At 39.0% G+C, this 22,274-nt stretch carries 21 protein-coding genes; 4 read left to right on the top strand and 17 right to left on the bottom strand.

Annotated elements, in window-relative coordinates:
- Positions 1 to 14: 14 nt before the first annotated feature.
- The 7 genes from ABJG98_RS17340 to ABJG98_RS17310 form a co-directional block, all read right to left on the bottom strand.
- Positions 15 to 632, bottom strand: coding sequence for a response regulator transcription factor (locus tag ABJG98_RS17340; RefSeq protein WP_348280811.1), 618 nt, complete (start codon positions 630 to 632; stop codon positions 15 to 17).
- A complete protein-coding gene (locus ABJG98_RS17335; protein ID WP_348280810.1) occupies positions 629 to 2,257 on the bottom strand; it encodes a sensor histidine kinase in 1,629 nt (542 codons plus the stop codon). The genes ABJG98_RS17340 and ABJG98_RS17335 overlap by 4 nt, the downstream gene beginning before the upstream one ends.
- Before the next feature lie 14 nt (positions 2,258 to 2,271).
- A complete protein-coding gene (locus tag ABJG98_RS17330) occupies positions 2,272 to 2,808 on the bottom strand; it encodes a hypothetical protein (RefSeq protein ID WP_348280809.1) in 537 nt (178 codons plus the stop codon).
- Positions 2,809 to 3,000: 192 nt separating this feature from the next.
- Positions 3,001 to 3,930, bottom strand: coding sequence for a hypothetical protein (locus ABJG98_RS17325; RefSeq protein WP_348280808.1), 930 nt, complete (start codon positions 3,928 to 3,930; stop codon positions 3,001 to 3,003).
- 88 nt (positions 3,931 to 4,018) lie between these two features.
- Positions 4,019 to 4,693 carry a tRNA (guanosine(37)-N1)-methyltransferase TrmD gene (gene trmD, locus ABJG98_RS17320; protein ID WP_348280807.1) on the bottom strand — a complete coding sequence of 225 codons (675 nt, stop codon included), beginning with the start codon at positions 4,691 to 4,693 and terminating at the stop codon, positions 4,019 to 4,021.
- Between the two features lie 9 nt (positions 4,694 to 4,702).
- Entirely contained in the window at positions 4,703 to 5,224 is a 522-nt protein-coding gene (rimM, locus tag ABJG98_RS17315; protein ID WP_348280806.1) for a ribosome maturation factor RimM, read from the bottom strand.
- Positions 5,225 to 5,230: 6 nt separating this feature from the next.
- Positions 5,231 to 6,049: a 30S ribosomal protein S16 gene (locus ABJG98_RS17310; protein WP_348280805.1), complete on the bottom strand. Its 819-nt coding sequence runs from the start codon at positions 6,047 to 6,049 to the stop codon at positions 5,231 to 5,233.
- A 300-nt stretch (positions 6,050 to 6,349) separates the two neighbouring features.
- Here ABJG98_RS17310 and ABJG98_RS17305 point away from each other — a divergent pair, with 300 nt between their 5' ends.
- From ABJG98_RS17305 to lpdA, 3 genes are read left to right on the top strand one after another with little or no spacing between them, the layout of a single operon-like run.
- Positions 6,350 to 9,064 (top strand): 2-oxoglutarate dehydrogenase E1 component, encoded by a 2,715-nt coding sequence (locus ABJG98_RS17305; protein ID WP_348280804.1) that lies wholly within the window; start codon positions 6,350 to 6,352, stop codon positions 9,062 to 9,064.
- Positions 9,065 to 9,112: 48 nt separating this feature from the next.
- On the top strand, positions 9,113 to 10,669 hold the full coding sequence (odhB, locus tag ABJG98_RS17300; RefSeq protein WP_348280803.1) for a 2-oxoglutarate dehydrogenase complex dihydrolipoyllysine-residue succinyltransferase: 1,557 nt from the start codon (positions 9,113 to 9,115) through the stop codon (positions 10,667 to 10,669).
- Positions 10,670 to 10,696: 27 nt separating this feature from the next.
- Complete coding sequence (gene lpdA / locus ABJG98_RS17295) at positions 10,697 to 12,091, top strand: dihydrolipoyl dehydrogenase (protein ID WP_348280802.1); 1,395 nt, start codon at positions 10,697 to 10,699, stop codon at positions 12,089 to 12,091.
- A 3-nt stretch (positions 12,092 to 12,094) separates the two neighbouring features.
- On the opposite strand, the gene ABJG98_RS17290 is transcribed toward lpdA, so the two are convergent.
- The 8 genes from ABJG98_RS17290 to ABJG98_RS17255 all read right to left on the bottom strand — a co-directional run bounded on the left by ABJG98_RS17290 (position 12,095) and on the right by ABJG98_RS17255 (position 18,382).
- Positions 12,095 to 13,915, bottom strand: coding sequence for an ATP-binding protein (locus ABJG98_RS17290; protein ID WP_348280801.1), 1,821 nt, complete (start codon positions 13,913 to 13,915; stop codon positions 12,095 to 12,097).
- Between the two features lie 73 nt (positions 13,916 to 13,988).
- Positions 13,989 to 14,342: a DUF1801 domain-containing protein gene (locus tag ABJG98_RS17285; protein ID WP_348280800.1), complete on the bottom strand. Its 354-nt coding sequence runs from the start codon at positions 14,340 to 14,342 to the stop codon at positions 13,989 to 13,991.
- Entirely contained in the window at positions 14,339 to 14,710 is a 372-nt protein-coding gene (locus ABJG98_RS17280) for a VOC family protein (protein ID WP_348280799.1), read from the bottom strand. Before ABJG98_RS17280 ends, ABJG98_RS17285 begins: the two co-directional genes overlap by 4 nt.
- On the bottom strand, positions 14,703 to 15,344 hold the full coding sequence (locus ABJG98_RS17275; RefSeq protein WP_348280798.1) for a GyrI-like domain-containing protein: 642 nt from the start codon (positions 15,342 to 15,344) through the stop codon (positions 14,703 to 14,705). Before ABJG98_RS17275 ends, ABJG98_RS17280 begins: the two co-directional genes overlap by 8 nt.
- An 85-nt stretch (positions 15,345 to 15,429) precedes the next feature.
- A complete protein-coding gene (locus ABJG98_RS17270) occupies positions 15,430 to 15,918 on the bottom strand; it encodes a nuclear transport factor 2 family protein (RefSeq protein ID WP_348280797.1) in 489 nt (162 codons plus the stop codon).
- Between the two features lie 5 nt (positions 15,919 to 15,923).
- A complete protein-coding gene (locus ABJG98_RS17265; protein WP_348280796.1) occupies positions 15,924 to 16,892 on the bottom strand; it encodes a YafY family protein in 969 nt (322 codons plus the stop codon).
- Complete coding sequence (locus ABJG98_RS17260; protein ID WP_348280795.1) at positions 16,889 to 17,464, bottom strand: hypothetical protein; 576 nt, start codon at positions 17,462 to 17,464, stop codon at positions 16,889 to 16,891. The genes ABJG98_RS17265 and ABJG98_RS17260 overlap by 4 nt, the downstream gene beginning before the upstream one ends.
- Positions 17,465 to 17,497: 33 nt before the next feature.
- Complete coding sequence (locus tag ABJG98_RS17255) at positions 17,498 to 18,382, bottom strand: hypothetical protein (RefSeq protein WP_348280794.1); 885 nt, start codon at positions 18,380 to 18,382, stop codon at positions 17,498 to 17,500.
- Between the two features lie 225 nt (positions 18,383 to 18,607).
- Between ABJG98_RS17255 and ABJG98_RS17250 the strand changes: the two genes are divergently transcribed.
- A complete protein-coding gene (locus ABJG98_RS17250; protein ID WP_348280793.1) occupies positions 18,608 to 19,984 on the top strand; it encodes an amidohydrolase family protein in 1,377 nt (458 codons plus the stop codon).
- Positions 19,985 to 20,010: 26 nt separating this feature from the next.
- Here the strand turns inward: ABJG98_RS17250 and ABJG98_RS17245 are convergent, their stop codons facing one another.
- Together ABJG98_RS17245 and ABJG98_RS17240 are read right to left on the bottom strand one after the other, a co-directional pair.
- Positions 20,011 to 20,364 (bottom strand): ArsC/Spx/MgsR family protein, encoded by a 354-nt coding sequence (locus ABJG98_RS17245; protein WP_348280792.1) that lies wholly within the window; start codon positions 20,362 to 20,364, stop codon positions 20,011 to 20,013.
- Between the two features lie 17 nt (positions 20,365 to 20,381).
- Entirely contained in the window at positions 20,382 to 22,166 is a 1,785-nt protein-coding gene (locus tag ABJG98_RS17240) for a DUF885 domain-containing protein (protein WP_348280791.1), read from the bottom strand.
- Positions 22,167 to 22,274 lie beyond the last annotated feature (108 nt).

Genomic DNA, 22,274 nt, shown 5'->3' with positions numbered 1-22,274 from the left:
AAAAAGATAAGGAATTAAATAATTCCATTGTTTAAGGCATATTGAATTAGCTCGGAACTACTATGCAGATCTAGCTTCTTCAAAATGTTCTTTCTGTGTGTTTTTACTGTGTGTTCTGAGATAAATAATGCATCTGAAATTTGTGAGCTTGTCATGCCATCACCTAATTTTCTAATGATTTCTAATTCACGCTCACTCAATGGATATTCTTTCGTCTCTGAATCATCTTTATTAAAATTCTGAATTTGATCGTAGTATGACTTTCCACTATGAACTCTCGCAATCGCGTCTGAAAGCTCTTTGCCTGTATTGTTTTTCAGTAAACAACCATCTATTCCTATTTTGATAATCTCTTCGACAAAAGATTTTTGAGCATACATAGTGAGAATTATCACTTTTGTTTTTGGGTGTAATTCTTTTATCTTCTTGGCACACTTAATTCCATCCATTTCTGGCATATTGATATCTAGCACTACGATATCAACGGAATTCTTAGACAAAAAATCCAGCACCTCTAATCCGTTTGCAGCTTCACCGACGACCTCAAAATCTTCTCTGGAACTTAAAACAAGATTTAAGCCATCAATTACGATTTTATGATCATCTGCTAATAATATTTTCACATGGCTCATACGTGTGTAATTTCAATAATAAATGTGCTCCCCTTTCCTGGCGATGAGTCTATAGTTAATTCGCCATCAAGCTTCTTCACGCGGTTCTCGATATTTTTTAGCCCCATTCCAGCGACTATTTCTGCTTTATTGAAGCCAATGCCATTATCTTCATAGATGATACTTAATGAATGACCTAATTGATCAAAAGCTAAATGGACTTTAGTGCATTGGGAATGTTTCAATGTATTATTTACCAGCTCTTGTATGATTCTGTATATCTCTAAACCAGTCTCTGATGATATTTTCTCAATCTGTAGAGACAGCTGAAATTGAATTCCCCTTGCGGTGGATACAGCCTCTGTCAACTGGCGGATGGCAGCTTCAAGTCCGAAGTGTTTGAGAAGTCCAGAGTCTAAGCTGTGGGAAATTTTGCGTGTCTCTTCATTGGCTAGTTGTGATACTTCAGAGATTTTCTTTGCAAGTGATTGTATTTCCTTGGGATTCTTATTCTGTAATGTATCTGCATACATATTTAAAGTAACAAGAATGCTACCCAAATTATCGTGAAGCTCTGCAGCAATCCTTTTCCGTTCCTTATCCTGACCGTCCAATAAAGCATAGGTAGCTTTCATTTCCTGCTCCTGAAGGATGTCTCTTATTTGTTTATTTGAAGCTTCTTTAAGTCTTTTTCTTCTTTGATTGAAGAATAAATAAGTAGCAATGGATGCTAAAATGAGCAAAAATGAAAATAGATAGAGTATGAGAAGTTGTCTTCTACTTTCTTCTATTTCGGCTTGCTTCAAAGCATTGTCACGCTCCACTTCTGCTGTTTTGAATTTTGTTTCTAGTTCAAGGATTTTGTCCTGATAATCTGTATGATACAGATCGTGACCAATTGAGTCATAATTGTAAAAATAATTGGAGGCACTGTCTGAGAGTCCCATTTTATGATAGGTAATTCCAAGCCATCTTAAAGTTTCTGAAAACCCTTTTATATAATCTACAGCAGCATATTCATTCATGCTAAGGGAGTAAAATTTTACAGCGTCTGAAAGCTTTCCTTGTTCTCGTGCTATTAATCCGAGATTGGAATAGCTAGCCCCAGCACCATATTTATCTCCAATGATTAATTGTATTTCAAGGGCTAAATCGGAATAATTTTTACTTTTATCAAGGTTACCCTGATCATAATGAAGTAGGCTTAGATTGCTGTACAGGTAGCTTAACGTGAGAGAATCCTTTGCCTCTGAGAAGTATCTAACTGATTTCTGATAATAATTTAAGGATGAATCGTATTGGTTTAGTGATTGAAAGGCTGATGCAATACCGTATATGCTTAAGGCTTCCTGCCTAGGATCCTTTCTCATCGTTGCTTGTTCGAGTGCTTTTTTGTAATAATTTATTCCAATGTCTAATTTTTCCACATCTGAATAGGCACTCCCAAGCTTGATGTTTATAAGGGTTGATAATGAATCTAGACTGGCTTGTTCGGTTTCCAATAGTAATTCATGTAGAAGACTGATAGCCCGATCATATCTCAGGCTATCAGTCATTTCTTTCGCTCTTTCTAACCGATCAGAAATGCCTTGACAGAAGACGTCTCCGAATAGAAAAAGAGTGAAAAGTACAATGAGGTTTCTCAATGAATTAATGTTTATTATTCTGTAATTCCTCCTCCATCTCCGCCAACTCCTGGTCTGTGAATAGTTCCTTGATGCAATGGAACTGGATGTGTGTGCGGGTGATTAATCGGTGGGTCGTATACAACTGCTCTAAATTTGAGCTCTTCGGCTTTGTCTTTGGGTGTCATCCCATTAGTTGTTGTAGTGTCTCTAAGGGCCTTTAGCATAGCGGTCTCAATTGGATATTTATATATTCTAAGCTCGTAATCGTTATTAATTTGATAACTCTTTATTTCTTCTAGAAGCGTTCCTTTGCCAGGCTTAAAATAAAATTCTACATCATAATAGTTGCTTGTGCTATTGTTTCTTTTCTCATAGACATCAGAGTCATTTTTGACAATCAACATCACGCTATAGTAGTGGTCAGCTGAATCTTCAGCATTGTGTATTACTGTGATGTGGGGTTCATAATAATGAGATAGATTGAAATCATCGTCTTCACAGTTGCATTTGTTGCACCCTGCCAGAGCTAATAATGCAATAGCGGGAATAATCAGTTTCAAATTTTTCATTTTTTTAGAATTTTGGTTAGTTATTTGGTTTTACATAAAAATAGATAAAATGAGGCTGTGTTTGATTAATATGCTTTTGTATAAAGGTCGAGTAAAAACAGTATCCGTAAAATACCTATGCAGGGGTATTGTTCATTATTAGACATAAAAAAAGCCCTTTGATAAAAGGGCTTTTGCTTAAGCTAGATAATTTTATCTTGAGTAAGTGAACGTAGAAGAGTTACTATTACCACTGACCGTCCCAGATTTAGTATCTACAATCCGGCCTCCATCAAAAACTCGAATTGTGTACGACTCACTATTGGAGCTTAGGTTGTTTACATAGTATGAGTAGCTCCCTGAAGGACCACCATTCACCCAAGTAATGTTTTCGTTAGTACACGAGCTGATACAGTCTACATCTAACTCCCCTCCCGAGGCGCTTGTGGTATTCGTATAAGAAATAGTTTCGCCTGATGGATCTGTTACATATAGATCAAGGTCTACACCAGTAGTGTTCCAGGTAAGGTTAAATCTTGGACTACCATCTTGACCAGATGCACCACATCCTGGTCCTAGAAGAGCCACACACTGGGGTTCATCACAGCCACCGCAAGCGGAAGCTAGTTGGTTGATATTTGCTCGTGAAACTTGGAAATTTCCTCCTGTACCATCGTCGACAACAGCATATTCATAACAGCGGATATCATGACATATGTCATTTAAGTTGTTGCAAATGTCTGATGGAATCCCAAATGAAAAATCCAATGTACCGCTGGTCGCTGAACCGCTAATAGGTATGATTATAAAATCACCGGTATCTCCAAACCGAAGTGCAGCAGCGTTTACTGCGGCTCCGCTGGATGTAAATGGAATACTAACATTTACCGATTGGCCTGCTGCAACCTGTGTCGTAGCGCTTGATCCTGTGCTTGTGATTGAAATATCATTTGTTTCTGTTACTTGATCTGCACTCACTCGAATACTTCCTGGAGGTAGAATCACATTATCATTAAGGTATGCATTAGCGTCATCAGGTTGTGCAGGGCTGTCACTATCACCTCCACAGCTGACAATAAAAAGTAAGGTTGAAAAACCGAGCATTAAGCTCAAAAGTCTGGTTGATTTGTAAAGAGTCTTCATGGCAGTATTGTTTTTTATACAAATACACCATGTATATAGGTCAATTGAAATACCTACTTAGGGGTATTTTAATATAGCTGATGACGTTTTAATCCAGTAGATCTGGTCTAAGTTGCTGCGTGCGTTTCAGTGCTTGATCATTTCTCCAAGCTTCAATTTTTGATTCGTGACCGGAGGTAAGAACCTCAGGAACTTTCCATCCTTTATATTCAGCGGGGCGTGTATATACAGGTGGTGCCAATAGGTTGTCTTGAAAAGAATCCGATAGTGCAGAGGTTTCATCATTTAAAACTCCAGGAACTAATCTTATCAATGAATCTGCTAATACCATAGCTGCTAATTCACCACCAGAAAGGACGTAATCACCAATGCTTATTTCCTTGGTGATTAGATGGTCCCTTACGCGCTGATCCACGCCCTTATAATGCCCACAGAGGAAAATGAAGTTTTGCTTAAGAGATAGATGGTTAGCAATTCCTTGATTATAGGTTACGCCATCCGGAGTTAAATAAATCACTTCATCATATGATCTTTCAGCTCGCAGCCCGGAAATGCATTTATCGATTGGTTCGATCATAAGAACCATTCCAGCGCCTCCACCAAAAGCATAATCATCTACGTTTAGATGCTTGCTGGTAGAATAATCTCTGAGATTGTGTATTTCCAGCTCAACCAAGCCTTTATCCATTGAACGTTTCACGATACTTTGCGTGAGTGGACCTTCAAATAGATCAGGAAGACAAGTGATGATATCTATCCGCATGAGATGAAGTTAATCATTATATACATCCAAAAGCCCATCAGGAAGTGACACAGTAACCTTTTTTGCTTGGATATCAACTACTGTTAGAATCTCATCCTTTAGTGGAATCAGTATTTCTTTTCCATTAGAATCAATGACGAGGAGCTGATTTCCATTCAAGTCAATGACTTCTTTGACGACTCCCAGTTTTGAATCTTCTTCAAAAACTTCGCAATCAACCAAATCATGAAAATAGTACTGGCCATTTTCTAGTTCAGGAAGTGTACTCAATGGAAGATATAGTTTTGACTTAACTATACTCTTAGCTTCATCAATAGAATCAATGTCCTCGAATTTGACTAATGCCTTGTCCTTATTGATTTGGATTGTATCAATAAAAAAAGGAATCAGCTTTCCTTGTTGTTCAAGAAAAACTGATTCCAAGTTTTGATATTCATCCGGAAAGTCTACTTCTAGTGAAATATTAACCTCTCCGCTAAGACCATGGGTCTTGATCACTTCCCCTAGTTGGTAGCAATCATCCTGCCTCATTGCAGATTAACCCTCTTTTTTGTCGTCTTCTTTGGCTTCTTCGGCAGCCTCTTCCTTAACCTCAGCTTTTGGCTCTTCTTTCACTTCTTCAGCAGGAGCTTTTTCTGTAGCTTCAGCCTTAGGTTCTTCTTTCACTTCTTCAGCAGGAGCTTCTTCTGTGGCTTCAGCCTTAGGTTCTTCTTTCGCTTCTTCAGCAGGAGCTTCTTCTTTAACTTCAGCCTTAGGTTCTTCTTTTGTCTCCCCTTCAGGTGCTTCAGTTTTAGTTTCAACAGCTTGAGTTTCTTCTACCTCAGCTACATCTTCTTCAACGTCTTCGTTTCCTTCCGCCCCACCTTCTTTGATTTCTTCAACCAAAGCGGCTTCAGCTTCCTGAGCTTTTTTCTTCAACCCTTCAGCTCTAGCATCACTTACCTTCTTCTCAGCTTCAAGAGCAGCTTTCTTTTGCTCAGCTTTTGTTTTAGCAAGCTTGTCAACTTTACCCTGAATCTTGGACTCCTTGTCTTTGATCCATGCTTCAAGCTTTTTATCAGCATCTTCTTGTGTGATTGCTCCTTTATTTACACCTATTTGAAGGTGTTTTCTCATCATGATACCTCTGTATGAAAGCATAGCACGTACAGTATCTGTAGGTTGAGCTCCTTTCATTACCCAATCAAAAGCCTTGCTGTCATCCAAATTAATGGAAGCAGGATCTGTGTTTGGATTGTAGGTACCAAGTTTTTCGATAAAGCGACCATCTCGTGGTGCTCTAGCGTCTGCCACAACTACATCGTACATGGCTTGTTTTTTGCGTCCTCGACGCGCTAGTCTAATTTTTACTGACATAATTCTTTTTGTTTATGGAACTCGTCCATCAAAAGTTTTAAAAATGGAGCGCAAATGTAGTTTATTTTTATCGATGTGAGAAGGTAATTGCGAAACAATTAAAACGTGCATTTAGTCGTAAGGAAAACACTTCTATACATAAAACCTTAACCTTAAGAAGGGAACCTGCTTTTTTGCGCCTAAAATCGGCTTTTCATGCAAAAATATTCTAGCTAAGTTTATTATGTATTTGTATAAACGACTTTACGATTTTTAAAGAAACTTTATTCAATCTACCTTTGTTTCAGAACACAAATGAATATGGATAAATATTCCTACATCGCCAATGCTCATGGTAATTATCTCGATGAGCTATTTAAAGCATACAAAGATAACCCTGAAAGTATTGACGAATCCTGGAAGAAGTTTTTCGAAGGATTTGAATTTGCTCAAGAGAAATATGGTGAAGCAGGTGAAAGCGCGTCAGTCACGACTCCAAAGGAAACTGCAGTTAGAAACCTAATTTACAACTACAGATCTTGGGCGCATCTTGTTTCTGACACGAATCCTGTACGAGAGCGTAGGCCACATTCAGCAAAGTTAGAGCTGTCCGATTTTGGCCTGTCAGAAAAAGATCTAGATACTGAGTTTGAAGTTGGAGCTGAAGTTGGCTTGGGCAAAACCTCTCTTCGAAAGATTTTAGAGAAGCTTAAGAAAGTTTATGCTGGGCATATAGGGTTCGAGTACAACCACATTAGGGATTCCAATATCAGCGAATGGTTAAAGACTAAGATTGAGTCTGAAGGAGCAGCTATCAATCCATCAAAAGAGGAGAAGAATCGAATTCTTTCAAAATTGAATGAAGCTAGTGGGTTTGAGAATTTCTTACATACCAAGTTTTTAGGCCAGAAGAGATTTTCTCTAGAAGGTGGCGAGAATATGATTCCCGCACTGGACAAGATTATCAACAAAGGTGCGGAGCTAGACGCAGAAGAAGTCATCATTGGAATGGCTCATCGTGGACGGTTGAACGTCTTGGCTAATATTATGGGTAAAACCTATGAAGAGATTTTCAGTGAATTTGAAGGAAATCAAGAAGTAGATTTGACAATGGGAGATGGTGATGTGAAATATCATCTTGGGTATGCATCGCATCTTGAAACTACTGCTGACAAGAAGATTTATGTTAAGTTGGCACCGAATCCATCTCACCTGGAAGCTGTAGATCCAGTAGTGCTTGGGTATAGTCGTGCTCAAATTGATGATGAATATTCTGGCAATATGGGAAAAGCAATTCCTGTATTGATACATGGTGATGCTGCGGTGGCTGGACAAGGAATCGTTTATGAGTGTATTCAAATGTCCTTATTGGAAGGATATAAAACTGGCGGAACAATCCACTTTGTTATAAATAACCAAGTTGGTTTTACTACCGACTTTGCAGATGCACGATCGAGTATATACTGCACTGACTTAGCCAAAATCGTTGATGCGCCAATTCTTCATGTAAATGGAGATGATGCTGAAGCAGTACAATTCTGTGCAAATCTTGCAATTGAGTATAGACAAAAATTCAACAAGGATATCTTCATTGATATGCTGTGCTACAGACGACATGGACACAATGAAAGTGATGAGCCTAAATTCACCCAGCCAAAGCTTTACAATGCTATTGGTAAGCACCCAAATCCTCGCGAAGTATATGTAAAGAAACTGACTGAGCAGGGAGATTTGAGTGACAGTGAAATAAAAAAACTTGAAAAAGAATTTAAGGATAAGCTCCAAGATCGATTAAATGAGATAAAGGAACATCCTCTTCCCTATAAGCCACAAAAAATTGAGGAAGAATGGGATCACTTAAGAAGATCAAAAGAGAAAGATTTTGATAAATCTCCTGACACAAGCATCACAGAAGTGATGATCAAAAAAGTAGGGGAGGCAATTAGTCAGGTTCCTAAAGGATTTAAGCCACTTCGTCAAATTGAGAAGCTACTTAAAGATCGGAAAGCAAACTTCTTTGAGAAGAAAGAACTTGGATGGGCTGACGCCGAATTATTAGCGTATGGCTCTCTTTTAGCTGATGGGACAATTGTGAGAATGTCCGGGCAAGATGTGAAGCGAGGTACATTTTCTCATCGACATGCCTATTTCTTCGATTCAAATACAAATGAACCGTATTGCGGATTGAATCAAATTCAGGAAAAACAGCAACCTTTAAGAATATACAATTCATTACTCTCTGAATACGGCGTTTTAGGATTTGAGTATGGTTATGCTATGGCCACTCCAAATGCGTTGGTAATTTGGGAAGCTCAGTTTGGCGATTTTGCTAATGGAGCACAAATCATGATTGATCAGTTTATTGCCAGCGCAGAGAGCAAGTGGCAACGAATGAATGGACTGGTTATGCTTTTACCTCACGGTTATGAAGGGCAAGGTCCTGAACATTCAAGTGCTCGCATGGAGCGATTCTTACAAATGTGTTCAAATGAAAACATAGTGATTGCGAATCTTACCACTTCATCAAATATTTTTCATTTGATGAGAAGACAAGTGACATGGGAGTTTAGAAAGCCAGCAATTGTGTTCTCACCAAAGTCATTGCTGAGGCACCCTGGTGTGGTTTCCCCTTTAAAAGATTTCACTTCAGGAAGTTTTAAGGAGGTAATAGGAGATGATTTTGTTACCAACAAAAATGTGAAGAAGGTTCTTTTCTGTTCAGGTAAGATATATTTTGATCTTTTGGAAGAGCAAAAAAAGAAGAAGGCAAAGGACGTGGCTATTGTTAGAATAGAACAGATATATCCATGGCCTCAAAAGCAGATTGACGCAATTCTTAAAAAGTACAATAATCCTAAATTGGTGTGGGTACAGGAAGAGCCTAGAAATATGGGAGCATGGAGCTTTATCAAAACCAGGATAGAAATGGATTTTGAAATAGTAGGAAGGAAGATAGGGGCGTCACCAGCAACTGGATATTCTAAAATCCATAAGGAAGAACAATCCAATTTGGTGAAAAAAGCATTTGAAATATAAAACTCGGAACTGTCCGAATAGAAATACAAAAAATTAAACAAGAAGAAAATGAGTCTTGAAATGAAAGTTCCTGCGGTAGGTGAGTCGATCACCGAAGTGACCGTAGCATCATGGACAAAGAGCGACGGAGACATTGTAGAGATGGACGAGGTGATTTGCGAGCTTGAGTCTGACAAAGCCACTTTTGAAGTAACTGCCGAAGCTGCGGGAAAGCTCAGCATCAAAGCTCAAGAAGGTGATACACTAGAAATAGGTGCAGTACTTTGTGAGATAGATGAGAGCGCCTCAGATGGAGGTGGTTCTACTTCAGAATCAAAACCGACTGCAAAAAGTGAGTCTTCTAACAGCCCCACTTCAGAAGCAAAAGCAACCGGAGAAGTCTTGGAAATGAAAGTTCCAGCCGTAGGAGAATCTATAACGGAAGTAACGATCTCCAATTGGGCTAAGGGTGATGGTGATTTTGTTGAGCTAGACGAAGTGATTGCTGAAATTGAATCAGATAAAGCAACTTTTGATCTTACTGCTGAAGCGCAGGGTAAACTACAGATTGTAGCTCAGGAAGGAGATACACTGGAAATAGGAGCACTTATCTGCAAGATAGAAGTCATGGAAGGAGGAGCACCATCCTCGGGTTCATCATCTACTTCGGAAAGTACAGGTTCTAGCACTAGCTCTAACACAGACAAAGAAACATACGCCACTGGACATGCTTCTCCAGCAGCGGCTAAGATTCTAGATGAAAAAGGAATCTCAGCTTCAGATGTGAAAGGAACAGGAAAAGACGGGCGCATAACCAAAGAAGATGCGATGAGTGCTCAGAAATCCTCATCCAAGAATGTTTCTAAATCTGATGATAAACCTTCTAAACCTCAATTTGAAGCTCCAACTTTTGGAGGAGGTGTGAGTAGAGAACAACGAAGAGAGAAAATGTCTTCATTGAGAAAGACAGTAGCTCGCCGATTGGTTTCTGTAAAGAATGAAACCGCCATGTTGACCACCTTCAATGAGGTAAACATGAAACCAATCATGGATTTGAGAAAGAAATACAAAGAAGAATTTAAAGAGAAACACGAAGTAGGTTTAGGCTTTATGTCATTCTTCACCAAAGCTGTATGTGTTGCTTTACAAGAATGGCCAGCGGTGAATGCTCAGATTGATGGTAGCGAGATGATTTTCAATGAATATTGTGATATTTCTATTGCTGTATCTGCTCCGAAAGGATTGGTGGTTCCAGTGATCAGAAATGCCGAGTCAATGAACTTTGTGCAAATAGAGAAAGAGGTAATAAGATTGGCAACAAAAGCGAGAGACAACAAGTTGAGCATCGAAGAGATGGAAGGGGGGACTTTCACGCTTACCAATGGGGGAGTTTTTGGTTCGATGATGTCTACACCAATCATTAACGCTCCACAGTCTGCCATTTTAGGAATGCACAATATCGTGGAACGAGCAGTAGTTGAAAACGGCGAAGTTGTCGTTAGACCCATGATGTATGTGGCTCTTTCTTATGATCATCGAATCATTGATGGCCGAGAGTCTGTGAGCTTCCTTGTACGAGTTAAGCAACTGTTGGAAGATCCAACTCGCCTTCTGTTAGGTGTCTAAAATTCTCCCATCTAAAATCTAAAAAGAATGGATTATCAAGTAGTAGTAATAGGTTCAGGTCCCGGCGGATATGTCGCGGCAATCCGATGTGCTCAATTAGGATTGAAAACAGCGATCATCGAAAAGTATAATACACTAGGTGGGACGTGCTTGAATGTAGGATGTATTCCTTCAAAAGCACTGTTGGATTCGTCTGAGCACTTTCACAATGCTGAGCATACCTTCAAAACGCATGGTATCGACATCAATAAGCCAAAGGTGAATCTGAAACAAATGATTGACCGCAAGGCAGATGTGGTAAAGCAGAATGTGGAAGGTATTGACTATCTGATGAACAAAAATAAAATTGATGTTTTTCATGGAATGGGCAGCTTTCTTGATAAGAATACCATCCAAATTGATGGAAAGGATAAGAAGAAAATTACTGCTGAAAAAGTGATCATAGCTACGGGATCTAAACCAGCCAACTTACCATTTATCAAGCTGGATAAAGACAGAGTTATCACAAGTACTGAGGCGCTCGAACTTAAAGAAGTGCCAAAGCATATGATAGTCATAGGTGGTGGAGTTATAGGAGTTGAGCTTGGATCTGTATATGCCAGACTGGGAACAAAAGTTTCTGTAGTAGAATACTTGGACAGCCTCATACCAACCATGGACTCAACAATGGGGAAAGAGCTTCAAAAATCACTCAAAGGTCTGGGTTTTGAATTTTACCTGGGACATAAGGTTACCGGTGTCGAAAAGAAAGGTAAGAATGTGACCGTAAAGGCAGAAACTAAAAAGGGTGAAGAGGTCCAGATAAAAGGAGATTATTGCCTTGTATCTATTGGTAGAAGACCATATACTGACAATCTTGGGTTGGATAAAGCGGGTGTGAAAATGGACGATCGGGGCAGAGTAGAGGTCGATGATCATCTGAGAACTAACGTAGAGAATATTTATGCGATAGGTGACGTGGTGAAGGGAGCAATGTTGGCCCATAAAGCGGAAGAGGAAGGAGTTTTTGTTGCAGAGTCAATAGTTGGTCAAAAACCACATATCAACTATAACTTGATTCCTGGTGTTGTTTACACTTGGCCAGAAGTTGCATCAGTTGGGTTTACTGAAGAGCAGTTAAAAGCGCAAGGTCGAAAATATAAGACTGGAAAATTCCCGTATAAAGCCCTGGGTAGAGCTCGAGCTAGCATGGACACTGAGGGCCTAGTAAAGATTTTGGCTGATAAGGAAACTGATGAGGTGTTGGGTGTACATATTATTGGCGCAAGAGCTGCAGATATGATTGCCGCCGGTGTAACCGCTATGGAATACCGAGCTTCAGCTGAAGACATTGCTCGAATGTCGCATGCCCATCCTACTTATATGGAGGCATTCAAAGAGGCTGCACTTGTAGCAACTGAGAACCGTCCGATACACATGTAGAAATTACTTGGGAAGGACTACCGTAAATGTAGTTCCTTCTCCTAATTTACTTTTTGCGGATATTTCACCATTGAGTCGCTCAATGGCCCTTTTCAAGATGTGAAGACCAAGCCCGGTGCCTTCTATTTTACGATTGGCTCTGAAAAACATAACAAAGATGTTATCTATCGTTTTTTCGTCCATTCCAATTCCATTGTCAGTTGCTGTAATTTTAATTACGTCTCCTTCTTGGTTTATTGATATGGAAATGTAAGGCTTATTGCCATCTTCAATTCTTGCATACTTGATCCCATTTTCAATTAGATTTTGGATAATTGTATTAACAAGTGCCCACTCAGCTTCATAAACGATTTTGGAATCAATATTAATTTTGAACTCAACAAGCTCATAGTTTGCTAAGAATTTATAAGAAGCGATGCAATCGTAAATGATCTTCTCAAAATCTATTTCTTGTTTTGAATCTTCATTGAACGACATTTTGGTAAGCCTTAAAAGTCCATCCAAGATGTTGTTAAGTCGATTTGCTTGTGCGTCGTATTCTGAAAGAAACTTTAAAGCCGCCTCATCTTTAACCTCTAGTTTGGCTACATAATTGAGACTCATCAAGGAGGTAATGGGGCCTTTTAGATCGTGTGAAATTCTATAGAAGAATGAATCAAGTTCAATCTTCTTTTTCTCAATGATGTCAGCTTTTTCGCGTTGAGCGTTGGCCTCAAGCTCTAGTGCTTGCATCTTTGAAATCACGTCGTACCCTTCAATTACTTTTGCAGTCCGATCATTGATTACACTCTCTTTTTCCTCAACGTACTGTGTCAAATACTTAAGTGCCAGCTCGTAATTCTTTTCCTTCTTGGCAATTTCGTGAAGTAGCAGATTTGCCTTGAACTTTATGAGGATAATTTTATTCTTATTGCTGTATTCTAGTGCTCTCACAAGTATCTCTCTGGCCTCCTCTAGCCGATTCATCTTTATGTATAAGGCACCTAGTTTATGATGGCTCATTGCCCATCCGAGCTTTTCGCCCATTTCTTCATGAATCTTAATCGATTGCAAAAAGTCCTGCTCAGCCTGCTCAAACTGCTTGGTCTGTGTATACACTTTTCCTCGACCGTATAATGCGAACGCTAAACCTCTTATATCTTCAGTTTTCTCTTTTATCACTATCGATTCTTCAATGATAGCAAGAGCCTTAGGTATTTTATTCTGATTTAAGTAAAGTCCCGAAAGTGGATTAAATGCATTTGATTGCAAATTCAAATCACCTGCCTTCTTGCCGGAATCTATGGCTTCCTCATAGCTCTGAGTCGCACTTTTAATGTCACCGAAGAATTCATAAATCGTGCCGATTGATTTTTGAACTCTGGCCAAATTATGGTAATCTTCAAGCTTTTTATAAGTAGCTAAACAATCAATTAGATGGGTTAGACCTTTACTAAAGTCATTTGTCTTATAGAGTGCCCCAGCAATTGTGTACTTCGCATCAGCTATCCCTTTTGCATCATCCAGATCTTCAAAATTTTCTATTGCTTCATTGGCCATATTTATCGATAGATCAAAGTCACCTATGATCATATGGAAAAGAGATAAATGTGATAGTGACTTACCAATAAAAGATTTATCAGCACTTTCTTTACTTAAGCTTAATGCTTCTTCAGCTAATCCAATACTTCTGCTTAGATTATTGATACGACTTTCATAAGCCTCATCCAGAAGCGATTGAATTTTAGAACGGGTGATTTTTTCTGAGATCTCCAAAAACTGAAAATGATTGTTCAAGAAAGATACAGGAGGGTGAATATATTTTTTAGAAATTCGGAGAGCCATCTAATTTTTGTATCAAAAATTAGGGGATTTTACGGACCTATTTCTTAAGTAATTTGCTTATTCAGAAATTTATTCAAGTGTTATAGAGCTGATCTAAGATCAGCGCTTCTTGAATGATCTCATCAATAGACCGATCCGGAATTGACTGAACGTCAAAAAGTTCTATGCCAGAGATTCTTTTTCTTCCTTTGGATTTTAACATCCCCTGATCATTAGATAATCTATGCCCTTTTGTGAAAGCAAGTTCAATACCCCCGTTCTTGATTGGGTTTAAATAGCAAACCCATTTTCTCTTATAGTACATAGGAATGTTAAAACTGATCTTGGCCATTAAATCATGATGCTGAGTTAGGTGTTGGTGTAAATAAGAAACGATAGCCTTTTGTTGACTATCGAGTTCTAAAATGAAATTTTCAACAGTTTTCACGAAACCTTAAAATGTGGATTATAAATCAAGCCAATAACATTATTCCAAGGATCAAGCAAGGTTGCAACTTCAATCCCGCCGCCAACTTCCTTGATCTCGGTGTGCATTTTTGCACCTAATTGGATAAAGCGAGCATGTTCGGCACGGATATCCTTGACGCCCCAATATGCCTCCACACTATCTCCTCTTTTTTGATTCTGATTTTCAGGATGCAATCCAAGTTCGTATCCACCTATTTCAAAGCCAACATAAAAGGGCTCATCAAAGTATGGATCCTTGCCAAAAGCTTTTGAATACCATTGTTTCGCTTCTGTAATGTCTGGAACCATGTAAATCACAGTTCTCAAACCAAGTATATTCTTATTCATTTTTTGCTCTTTTTACCGCATAGCGCAGAATAGTTTTAAGCTTCTCTTCGGGTGTTCTACGTGGGTCACTAAGATAGATCTCATGGTGATACCCATTTGGTTGTAATCCGTTTTCCTGTATGAAGTCCATGATACGGGCAATAGTAGGCTCTTCCTCATAAAAGCTACCGATATGAAGTCCTTGTACGCTTAGTCCTTCATTTATAAGTTCAAACTTCACTTCATCATTTTCTAGAAGTTCTGGATTCTTAGCCCTTACTTTTTGAATACCTCTGTAATAATGATCGCCTTCCACGAAATCGGGCATCCGAATGACGATCTTCCAATTCCATTGATCTGGAGACGTTTGGGCAAATTTCTGCTGTTCTTCAAGTCCACCATCTACCCACCAAAAACCTTCCATTTTCGGTACTACAAAATCCATATCATCTGCTTTGCAAATGAACTTAATTGCATACACAACTGCGTATAATTTATCAATGGCGGCAAGAAATTCATCAGCTTGTGGATCACATCTTCCTGAGAGTGACAGGTAATAATAGCTATCCAAGTCACGAAGTTCAGGGTTTTTCTTTGCTGAATAGTAGTTCGGATCTTCTTTTGTTAGGTCTAGTTTTTCAATAATTGCTTCCATAATTGTGTGAATTTTAGATTATGAAACAAAGAAATAGGAGTCAGTGACAGCCCTATGTCACTCAAAAAAAATGATAAAGAAAAAATTATTGAAAGTGAGTGAATTCTCTGTTACTTAGGCTTTCTGCCGTCAGTTTCACTCCATTGATTTCACCAGTATCCCAATCCTGTGTTATTTTCCAAGCACCATCTATCTTCCTTAATGCCACATGAAATCTGCCTACAAAATATTGCGCACCACTATCTGCTTTTCTTGTGATGCGATAGTAACCTACCTCATATGCATTGGTTCCATTTGAAGTCCGCGTTTCGAATGAAAATTCGATAATGCTGTTACTTATTTGCCCTTGCATTCGATCCGTATTTCTTTTCTTGTATTCATCTCCAACTAGTAGCCTACCTGGATTGATTCTCCAGACATCATCAGAATGTATTGCGTTATATCCTGCTCCATCATTTGATTCCCATGCTTTGGTGAAGGGTATCCAGATTTGATTATCTATTTCTGCTTGTGTTTCCTGGCTGAAAGTAATTGTAGAGATAAGAGTAATTATGGATAATATGATCGCTTTCATTTTTTTTATGATTTGGCTAAAAATGGAGTACTGTGATGATCTAGTAGCTCTTTGGATAAAGTAGCTGTATGGCCTTGCAATTCCGATGGTGAGATAATCTCCACTTCCTTGCCATACATAAGGAGCCATCTGGCAAAATAATCATAATATGGAGGTACAAATTTCATTTCATACCTCCCATCTTCGAGCTTCTTTTCATCTACAAAACCTTGGAAATATTTTTGCTCTCCCATAAATCGAATGATTGATGAAGAACAAATAATTGTTGCTTCCTTGGCATCCGTTCCTATCAAAGCTTCGTTTAGAAAATCCATATAATTTGGATGAAGAGAAGGGTCGATGGTTTGTGGGAGCAATTTTACTTTTTGTATTCTATCAGCCCTAAAGTCTCTCAAGTCCTCGCGCAACCTGCAATAAGCGATGAGGTGCCATCTTCCAGAGTAAAAAACCATTCCAAGAGGCTCTACATCTCGTCGCGTTGTAGAATCGTTGTACTGAGAATAGTAAGTAATATCTATTAACCTGTTGGTGGCAATGGCCAACTGGATTTCAGCAATGTGAGAATCTGGTGTTGGATTAGGAGATGGGCTTGGGCGAATGGCAATTCTATCCTCTAGGTTATCCAGAAATTCTTTATCAGAGTACTTTAGTACGGCTTTGATTTTGTACATCGCTTTTTCAAACGTATGGATCGTGTGCGGATCGGCGCTTTGTTCTATAAACTTAGCACCCAACAAAATGGCACTTGCTTCTTCCTTACTGAAAACAACAGGAGGAAGATGGTATCCTTCAACGATGAAATATCCTTCACCTGCATCACCACCGATTGGAACCCCTGAGTCAATCAGTGATCGGATGTCTCTGAAAATTGTTCTTCGTCCGACCTCAAATCGATCCTCCAACTCCTTGATAGGTACACGAGGTTTACCTTGCAAGTGAATAAGTAAAGCATTGAGTCGGTCTATTCGATTCATGGAAGAAAATTAGGATTTTTGACTTCAATGATCAAGAATGCTACCAAATTGTTAGATGCATCTTTTTTTAGATCGGCTAAAAAGTGTTGATCGCTGCCGCTTATAAATCGTGAGCCCATAAATCCCGTAAATTGTTTGAAGTGAATATCATATGCTTCCGGTTTGGCTTTAAAAACCGTGGTGTGTATGTGTCGATTATCAGCAGAACTCCCATAGTCACCTGGGAGAGTCGTCCGTAGAAAAATCCTTCCATTTTGGTCAGTAGTGGCTTCACCATTTAATCGTGCAGTGGTTTCATCACCGGGAATAACCGGCCGATATTCCCCGTCATTATCGGCATGATAAAAATGAACGCGTTGATTGGCTAGAGGCTTTTTTGAAGAAAGGTCAACGAATAAAAGGCAAAGTACTAGTGATTCACCAGGTTCATTGTCACTCCCGATTTGAACATGGCTCTCAATGCCTAATTGCTCATATTCTTGGAGCGTGCTAAGATTGTCCTTTGAAAGCCCTGAAATTTCTCGATCGATACCACAGGCAACTAGAAAAAGGAGAGGTAGGTACTTACTCATGAATTCTCATACGCGAATTCACCCTAGCAGTTTTTAGTTTTTAGATAAGAATTGAGGCTCAGAGTCTAGCGAGCGTTTGAGGAAATCGTATCCTTCCCAAAAACTTTCAGTAAACTCATCGTCTGCCTTTTCAAAAAGAGATACATTTTCAGGTAAGAATAATTCATTTTGTGGCATTTGACTCAACACCTCCAGTTGATCCATGACAAGAATAGCATCGTATTGAAAATTGTTTTCAATGCTGATGCCATGAAATTCCACATTAGAAAGTTCATAAGCACCATTTTTGAATTTAAACTCCTCTGTCCATGAGACTTTACTCCAATATTTAGAATGATGCACGATTGGATTGTAGTCAATTTTTAAAATCGCAAAACTGGATTTATCCACATAAATTTTTCCTGCAGCTTTACCATTGGCTTTTGCAGGAGTAAAGGCAATTATTGAAACTTCACTTTTATCTAAAATGGAATCCCCATCAAGACTAAATCTATAATGATCTCTATTTTTTTCACTCAAGAAAGAATTTGGCCTCCATACAGAGGATCTAGCCATATCACTGGCATTTCCAAAAAGTAGATTCTCTTCATTGATCTCTTTAAATGCTTTCTTTCTTGTCTTTCTAGGACTGATGGAAGCATTTTCAATCTGATTCAGATTTGAAGGAATGTATATGTCTACAATTCCATCCGCTAGATAGTAGATGGATTGACTGTCAGACATTGATTCTTTGTAGTATCCGATTTTATGAGTACGACTCATTTCATAATTAATATGAAAACGATCGAATACCATTTCCATGATGGATTGTCCGGCAATAGCTTTGGCTTCGGCGGAATCATTTTGCTTACCATCGGTCATCTCTTGTGGAGAAAACAGTGAAAGCGCGGTGTTCAGTATTAGTGTGTATAGTAACATAAGCTTGGTGGCTTTAGTACGATACAAACATAGGCGGGCATTTTCCTTGTTTTACCTATTAAATTCACTCATTTATATATAAGTAATGTGCCTATTGCATAGTAGATGCTTCTACTTAAAGTGTTACTTCAACTCTAAATGTGCAATTAAAGTCATTTCCACCTTTCGTCACAAATCGATTCAAATTCATCGATTGTATTACTACCTTGATCCAAACTTTGATCCATGAGACAATTCATACTAATTCTGTCAATTCTTTTGATTGGTTCTTGTAATGCACAGGAATCAGCCTTAAATCAATATGCTAAAACAACTATCATTCGAAATGTGAAGATCATAAATGTGCGAGATGGCAGCATTGCGGAAAGGATGCAGGTTTTAGTGAAAGATGGAAAGATTGAGGCAATTGACAAGAATCTAAAAGCAAGTGACGCCTCTATAATAGAGGGAGAGGGGAGATACCTAATGCCTGGATTAGCAGAAATGCATGCACATATTCCATCGCCGCAATGGGGAAGAAATAGAACGGATGAAACACTTTTTTTATACTTATCGAATGGTGTAACTACGATAAGAGGTATGCTAGGGCATCCTTCACACCTAAAACTCCGGTCAGAGGCAGCGAATAATGAGATACTAAGTCCTCGAATTTTTACATCCAGCCCTTCTGTGAATGGTAACTCAGTGCAAACAAAGGCAGAGGCTAGGGAGAAAATATCTCAATATAAAGCGGATGGATATGATTTTTTGAAAATCCATCCAGGACTTAAACTAGAAGTTTTCAATGAAGTAGTGAAAATCGCCAATGAGGTAGGAATTGGGTTTAGCGGACATGTGCCAGTAGATGTTGGAGTACGGCGTGCAATTGCAAGTGGCTATTCATCTATTGATCATGTTGACGGATTTTTGGAAGGCTTGGTACCGCAGAGTATTGATATTGTTCCTGATCAAAATGGCTTCTTTGGTTATAATTTCACACACTTGGCGGATAGATCGCAAATCAATGAATTGGTTGAAATGACAAAAAGAAATAAGGTTTGGGTAGTACCAACTCAAAGTCTTTTCAGCAGATGGTTTTCTCCGGTGGATCCTGAAGTGATGGCATTGAATAACGCAGATTTGAAATATATGCCTAAGTCTACAGTGGCCCAATGGATCTCTAGCAAGAAAAATCTCATAAACAATCCGGAGTACACGATTGAGAAATATGTTCTGTTTACTGACATAAGGTATAAACTGATAAAATCGTTGCATGAAGATGGACATGGCCTTTTACTTGGTTCAGACGCTCCTCAAGTATTTAATGTGCCGGGCTTTTCAATTCATCATGAACTGGCAGCAATAATTGATGTCGGCCTCACGCCATTGGAAGCTATTCAAACAGGAACAATTAATCCTGCGATCTTTTTTGGCAAAGAAGGTGAATTTGGAGAAGTAAAAGTTGGAGCCAGCGCTGATCTTATTTTGCTAGAGAGTAATCCACTAGAAGACATTAAAAATTTGCAAAAGCCAGTCGGAGTGATGGTGAGAGGTCGCTGGTTAGATCGGAAAATGATCGATATGAAACTAGCAGAAATAGCAGAGCGAGCTAAAGATATTTAGCTCGCTCTGTTTTTGCTCAAAGGTTTTTAAGATAGCTGAGATTTAAGTTCATCAATCACATTTTTACTGTTTCCAACAAAAATTTGAGTTTCAACCAGAAATACCGGTCGCTTCAGAAAAGTGTATTCTTCCTGAATAAGCGTGCGATAATCGTCTTCTGAAAGATTCTTGTCTCCCAATTCCATGGAGCGATACTTCATTGCTTTCCTTGAGAAAAGTGATTCATATGACCCACTTCTTTTTTGCATTTCATCGATTTGATCAAAGGTCATCTGATCAGTTTTGATATCCTGCTTTTCAAAGTCGGCAATTAAATCTCCGAGATCATCCATAATCCGTTTACATGTGCTGCATGTAGATAGGTAATAAATTTTTTTCATTGCGCGTGTCCGAATGATTATTGATTGGATTTTTTAGATGCCATCCAGTTTTCAACTTTATTTTCAAGTACTGTTAGTGGAACGCATCCAGATTCGAGAACGATATTGTGGAACTCCCGAATCTCAAAATCGTCTTGCAAAGTTTCTTGTGCACGCTTTCGAAGCTCAAGGATTTTCAATTGCCCCACTTTGTATGAAAGCGCTTGACCTGGTCCTGCCATATAACGCTCTATTTCGGAGGTAATGCTTGCCTCAGACTCTGCTTCATTAGCTAATGAATATTGGATCGCGTCTTCTCTCGTCCATCCTTTGGAGTGTATGCCGGCATCTACTACAAGCCTGATGGCTCGGTGCATTTCTGCACTTAACATTCCAAAATACTGATATGGATCAGTGTACAATCCCAGCTCTTTTCCAAGCGACTCGCTGTATAACGCCCAACCTTCTCCATAGCTACTGTACCAAAGTGACCTTCTGAATGATGGTAGTTGCTCGTTTTCTTGTGCTAAAGAGATCTGATAGTGATGTCCAGGTATAGCTTCGTGTAAGAATAGACTTTCGTCAGAGTACATGTTATAGCCTTTCACATTTGGAATTGGTACATAAAAAATCCCCGGACGCGTACCGTCAATTGATCCTGGATTGTACTCAGCACTTGCTGAAGCCTCTCTAAATGCTTCTGTTCTCCTCACTTCAAAAGAGGTCTTTGGAGTAAGATCAAATAATGCTTTCAAGTTTGGTTTCATACGTTCATGTATCGCATTGAAATTATCAATGACTTGCTGCGGTCCACTGAATGGCATAAGATCAGGATTAGATCTGACGTGAGCGAAGAATTCGTTAAGCGTTCCTTCAAACTCTACTTCCGTCATCACTTTTTCCATTTCAGCTCTGATGCGTGCTACCTCTGATTTCCCAAGTTCAAACACTTCATCAGCAGTCATATCTGTGGTTGTATATAGTTTGATTCTGTGCTGATACCACTCATCTCCTCTTGGCAATGCACCAATACCGGACGATTCTCTCCCTGCCGGGAGGTATTCTTCTTTGAAAAATTCATGCAATCTATTTACAACAGGAATGATTTTATTTTCAACCATATCACTATATGTCGCTTTGATATCCTCTTCATCTACCATTGCAATTTCTTCAGGAATGTTTTTTGCGGGAAGGTAAAAGTGGTGAGACTCTGCAGCGCCATCTTTCCATGCAGCTAGCTGTGGAATTACCTTAGCAGACAATGATTTTGGAAGCACAATCCCTTGTGACATACCTTCTCTCATCCGCACAATAGCCGTATCGCACCATTCCACAAAGACATCAACACGATTCAACCAATTGTCATAATCTTCCTTCGTCTTGAATGGTTGGGCACTTGAGCCAGAAGCAAGCTGACCAATCATTAACTGAGTAGTCCAGAACTGATCAATGGGTAGCAAGCCTGCATGATACTTCATTTCGGCAAGGGCAATTTCGCATTCCCATGTTAGGATATCATAACTGATTTGTTCTTCTGCAGTGAGCGATGCACGATCAAATGTTTCAAGCTTCTGTAGATAGCTGTTATAATATAATAGCAATTCTTGGTTGAAACTTTTAGATAGATCATTTCTGAGCTTATCGTTGTATCTATTGTCACCTTGAAAGGTAGCATTGAGTGGGAAAAGCTTAAGTCCATCCTGATAGTAGTTTTCCAGCATGGTCGCGAATGCGTCATTTGATAATGACTTTTCTTCTTCTTGCGTTTTTTGGGCACAAAAAGTTAATAGTCCGAATATGAATAGTAAGGCCAGATTTTTCATAGGTTGTGTTTTATCCTAAAATTAAGTCGCTCGCAAAACTATTAAAGTATTGTTTACATAATTAGGATTAGCAACCGGTCCTAAATACACAATCTTTCGTGTTTACCC

Source organism: Ekhidna sp. (assembly GCF_039960695.1).
GTDB lineage: Bacteria > Bacteroidota > Bacteroidia > Cytophagales > Cyclobacteriaceae > Ekhidna.
The sequence above is the reverse complement of the archived record's forward strand: the minus strand, read 5'-3'. Positions and strand labels throughout refer to the sequence as shown.

Excerpts from the sequence above, each read along its gene's own strand:
- ABJG98_RS17340 (WP_348280811.1), bottom strand. The coding sequence starts at position 632 with ATGAGCCATGTGAAAATATTATTAGCAGATGATCATAAAATCGTAATT.
- ABJG98_RS17330 (WP_348280809.1), bottom strand. The coding sequence starts at position 2,808 with ATGAAAAATTTGAAACTGATTATTCCCGCTATTGCATTATTAGCTCTG.
- ABJG98_RS17325 (WP_348280808.1), bottom strand. The coding sequence starts at position 3,930 with ATGAAGACTCTTTACAAATCAACCAGACTTTTGAGCTTAATGCTCGGT.
- trmD (WP_348280807.1), bottom strand. The coding sequence starts at position 4,693 with ATGCGGATAGATATCATCACTTGTCTTCCTGATCTATTTGAAGGTCCA.
- rimM (WP_348280806.1), bottom strand. The coding sequence starts at position 5,224 with ATGAGGCAGGATGATTGCTACCAACTAGGGGAAGTGATCAAGACCCAT.
- ABJG98_RS17310 (WP_348280805.1), bottom strand. The coding sequence starts at position 6,049 with ATGTCAGTAAAAATTAGACTAGCGCGTCGAGGACGCAAAAAACAAGCC.
- ABJG98_RS17305 (WP_348280804.1), top strand. The coding sequence starts at position 6,350 with ATGGATAAATATTCCTACATCGCCAATGCTCATGGTAATTATCTCGAT.
- odhB (WP_348280803.1), top strand. The coding sequence starts at position 9,113 with ATGAGTCTTGAAATGAAAGTTCCTGCGGTAGGTGAGTCGATCACCGAA.
- lpdA (WP_348280802.1), top strand. The coding sequence starts at position 10,697 with ATGGATTATCAAGTAGTAGTAATAGGTTCAGGTCCCGGCGGATATGTC.
- ABJG98_RS17290 (WP_348280801.1), bottom strand. The coding sequence starts at position 13,915 with ATGGCTCTCCGAATTTCTAAAAAATATATTCACCCTCCTGTATCTTTC.
- ABJG98_RS17280 (WP_348280799.1), bottom strand. The coding sequence starts at position 14,710 with ATGAATAAGAATATACTTGGTTTGAGAACTGTGATTTACATGGTTCCA.
- ABJG98_RS17275 (WP_348280798.1), bottom strand. The coding sequence starts at position 15,344 with ATGGAAGCAATTATTGAAAAACTAGACCTAACAAAAGAAGATCCGAAC.
- ABJG98_RS17270 (WP_348280797.1), bottom strand. The coding sequence starts at position 15,918 with ATGAAAGCGATCATATTATCCATAATTACTCTTATCTCTACAATTACT.
- ABJG98_RS17265 (WP_348280796.1), bottom strand. The coding sequence starts at position 16,892 with ATGAATCGAATAGACCGACTCAATGCTTTACTTATTCACTTGCAAGGT.
- ABJG98_RS17260 (WP_348280795.1), bottom strand. The coding sequence starts at position 17,464 with ATGAGTAAGTACCTACCTCTCCTTTTTCTAGTTGCCTGTGGTATCGAT.
- ABJG98_RS17255 (WP_348280794.1), bottom strand. The coding sequence starts at position 18,382 with ATGTTACTATACACACTAATACTGAACACCGCGCTTTCACTGTTTTCT.
- ABJG98_RS17250 (WP_348280793.1), top strand. The coding sequence starts at position 18,608 with ATGAGACAATTCATACTAATTCTGTCAATTCTTTTGATTGGTTCTTGT.
- ABJG98_RS17245 (WP_348280792.1), bottom strand. The coding sequence starts at position 20,364 with ATGAAAAAAATTTATTACCTATCTACATGCAGCACATGTAAACGGATT.
- ABJG98_RS17240 (WP_348280791.1), bottom strand. The coding sequence starts at position 22,166 with ATGAAAAATCTGGCCTTACTATTCATATTCGGACTATTAACTTTTTGT.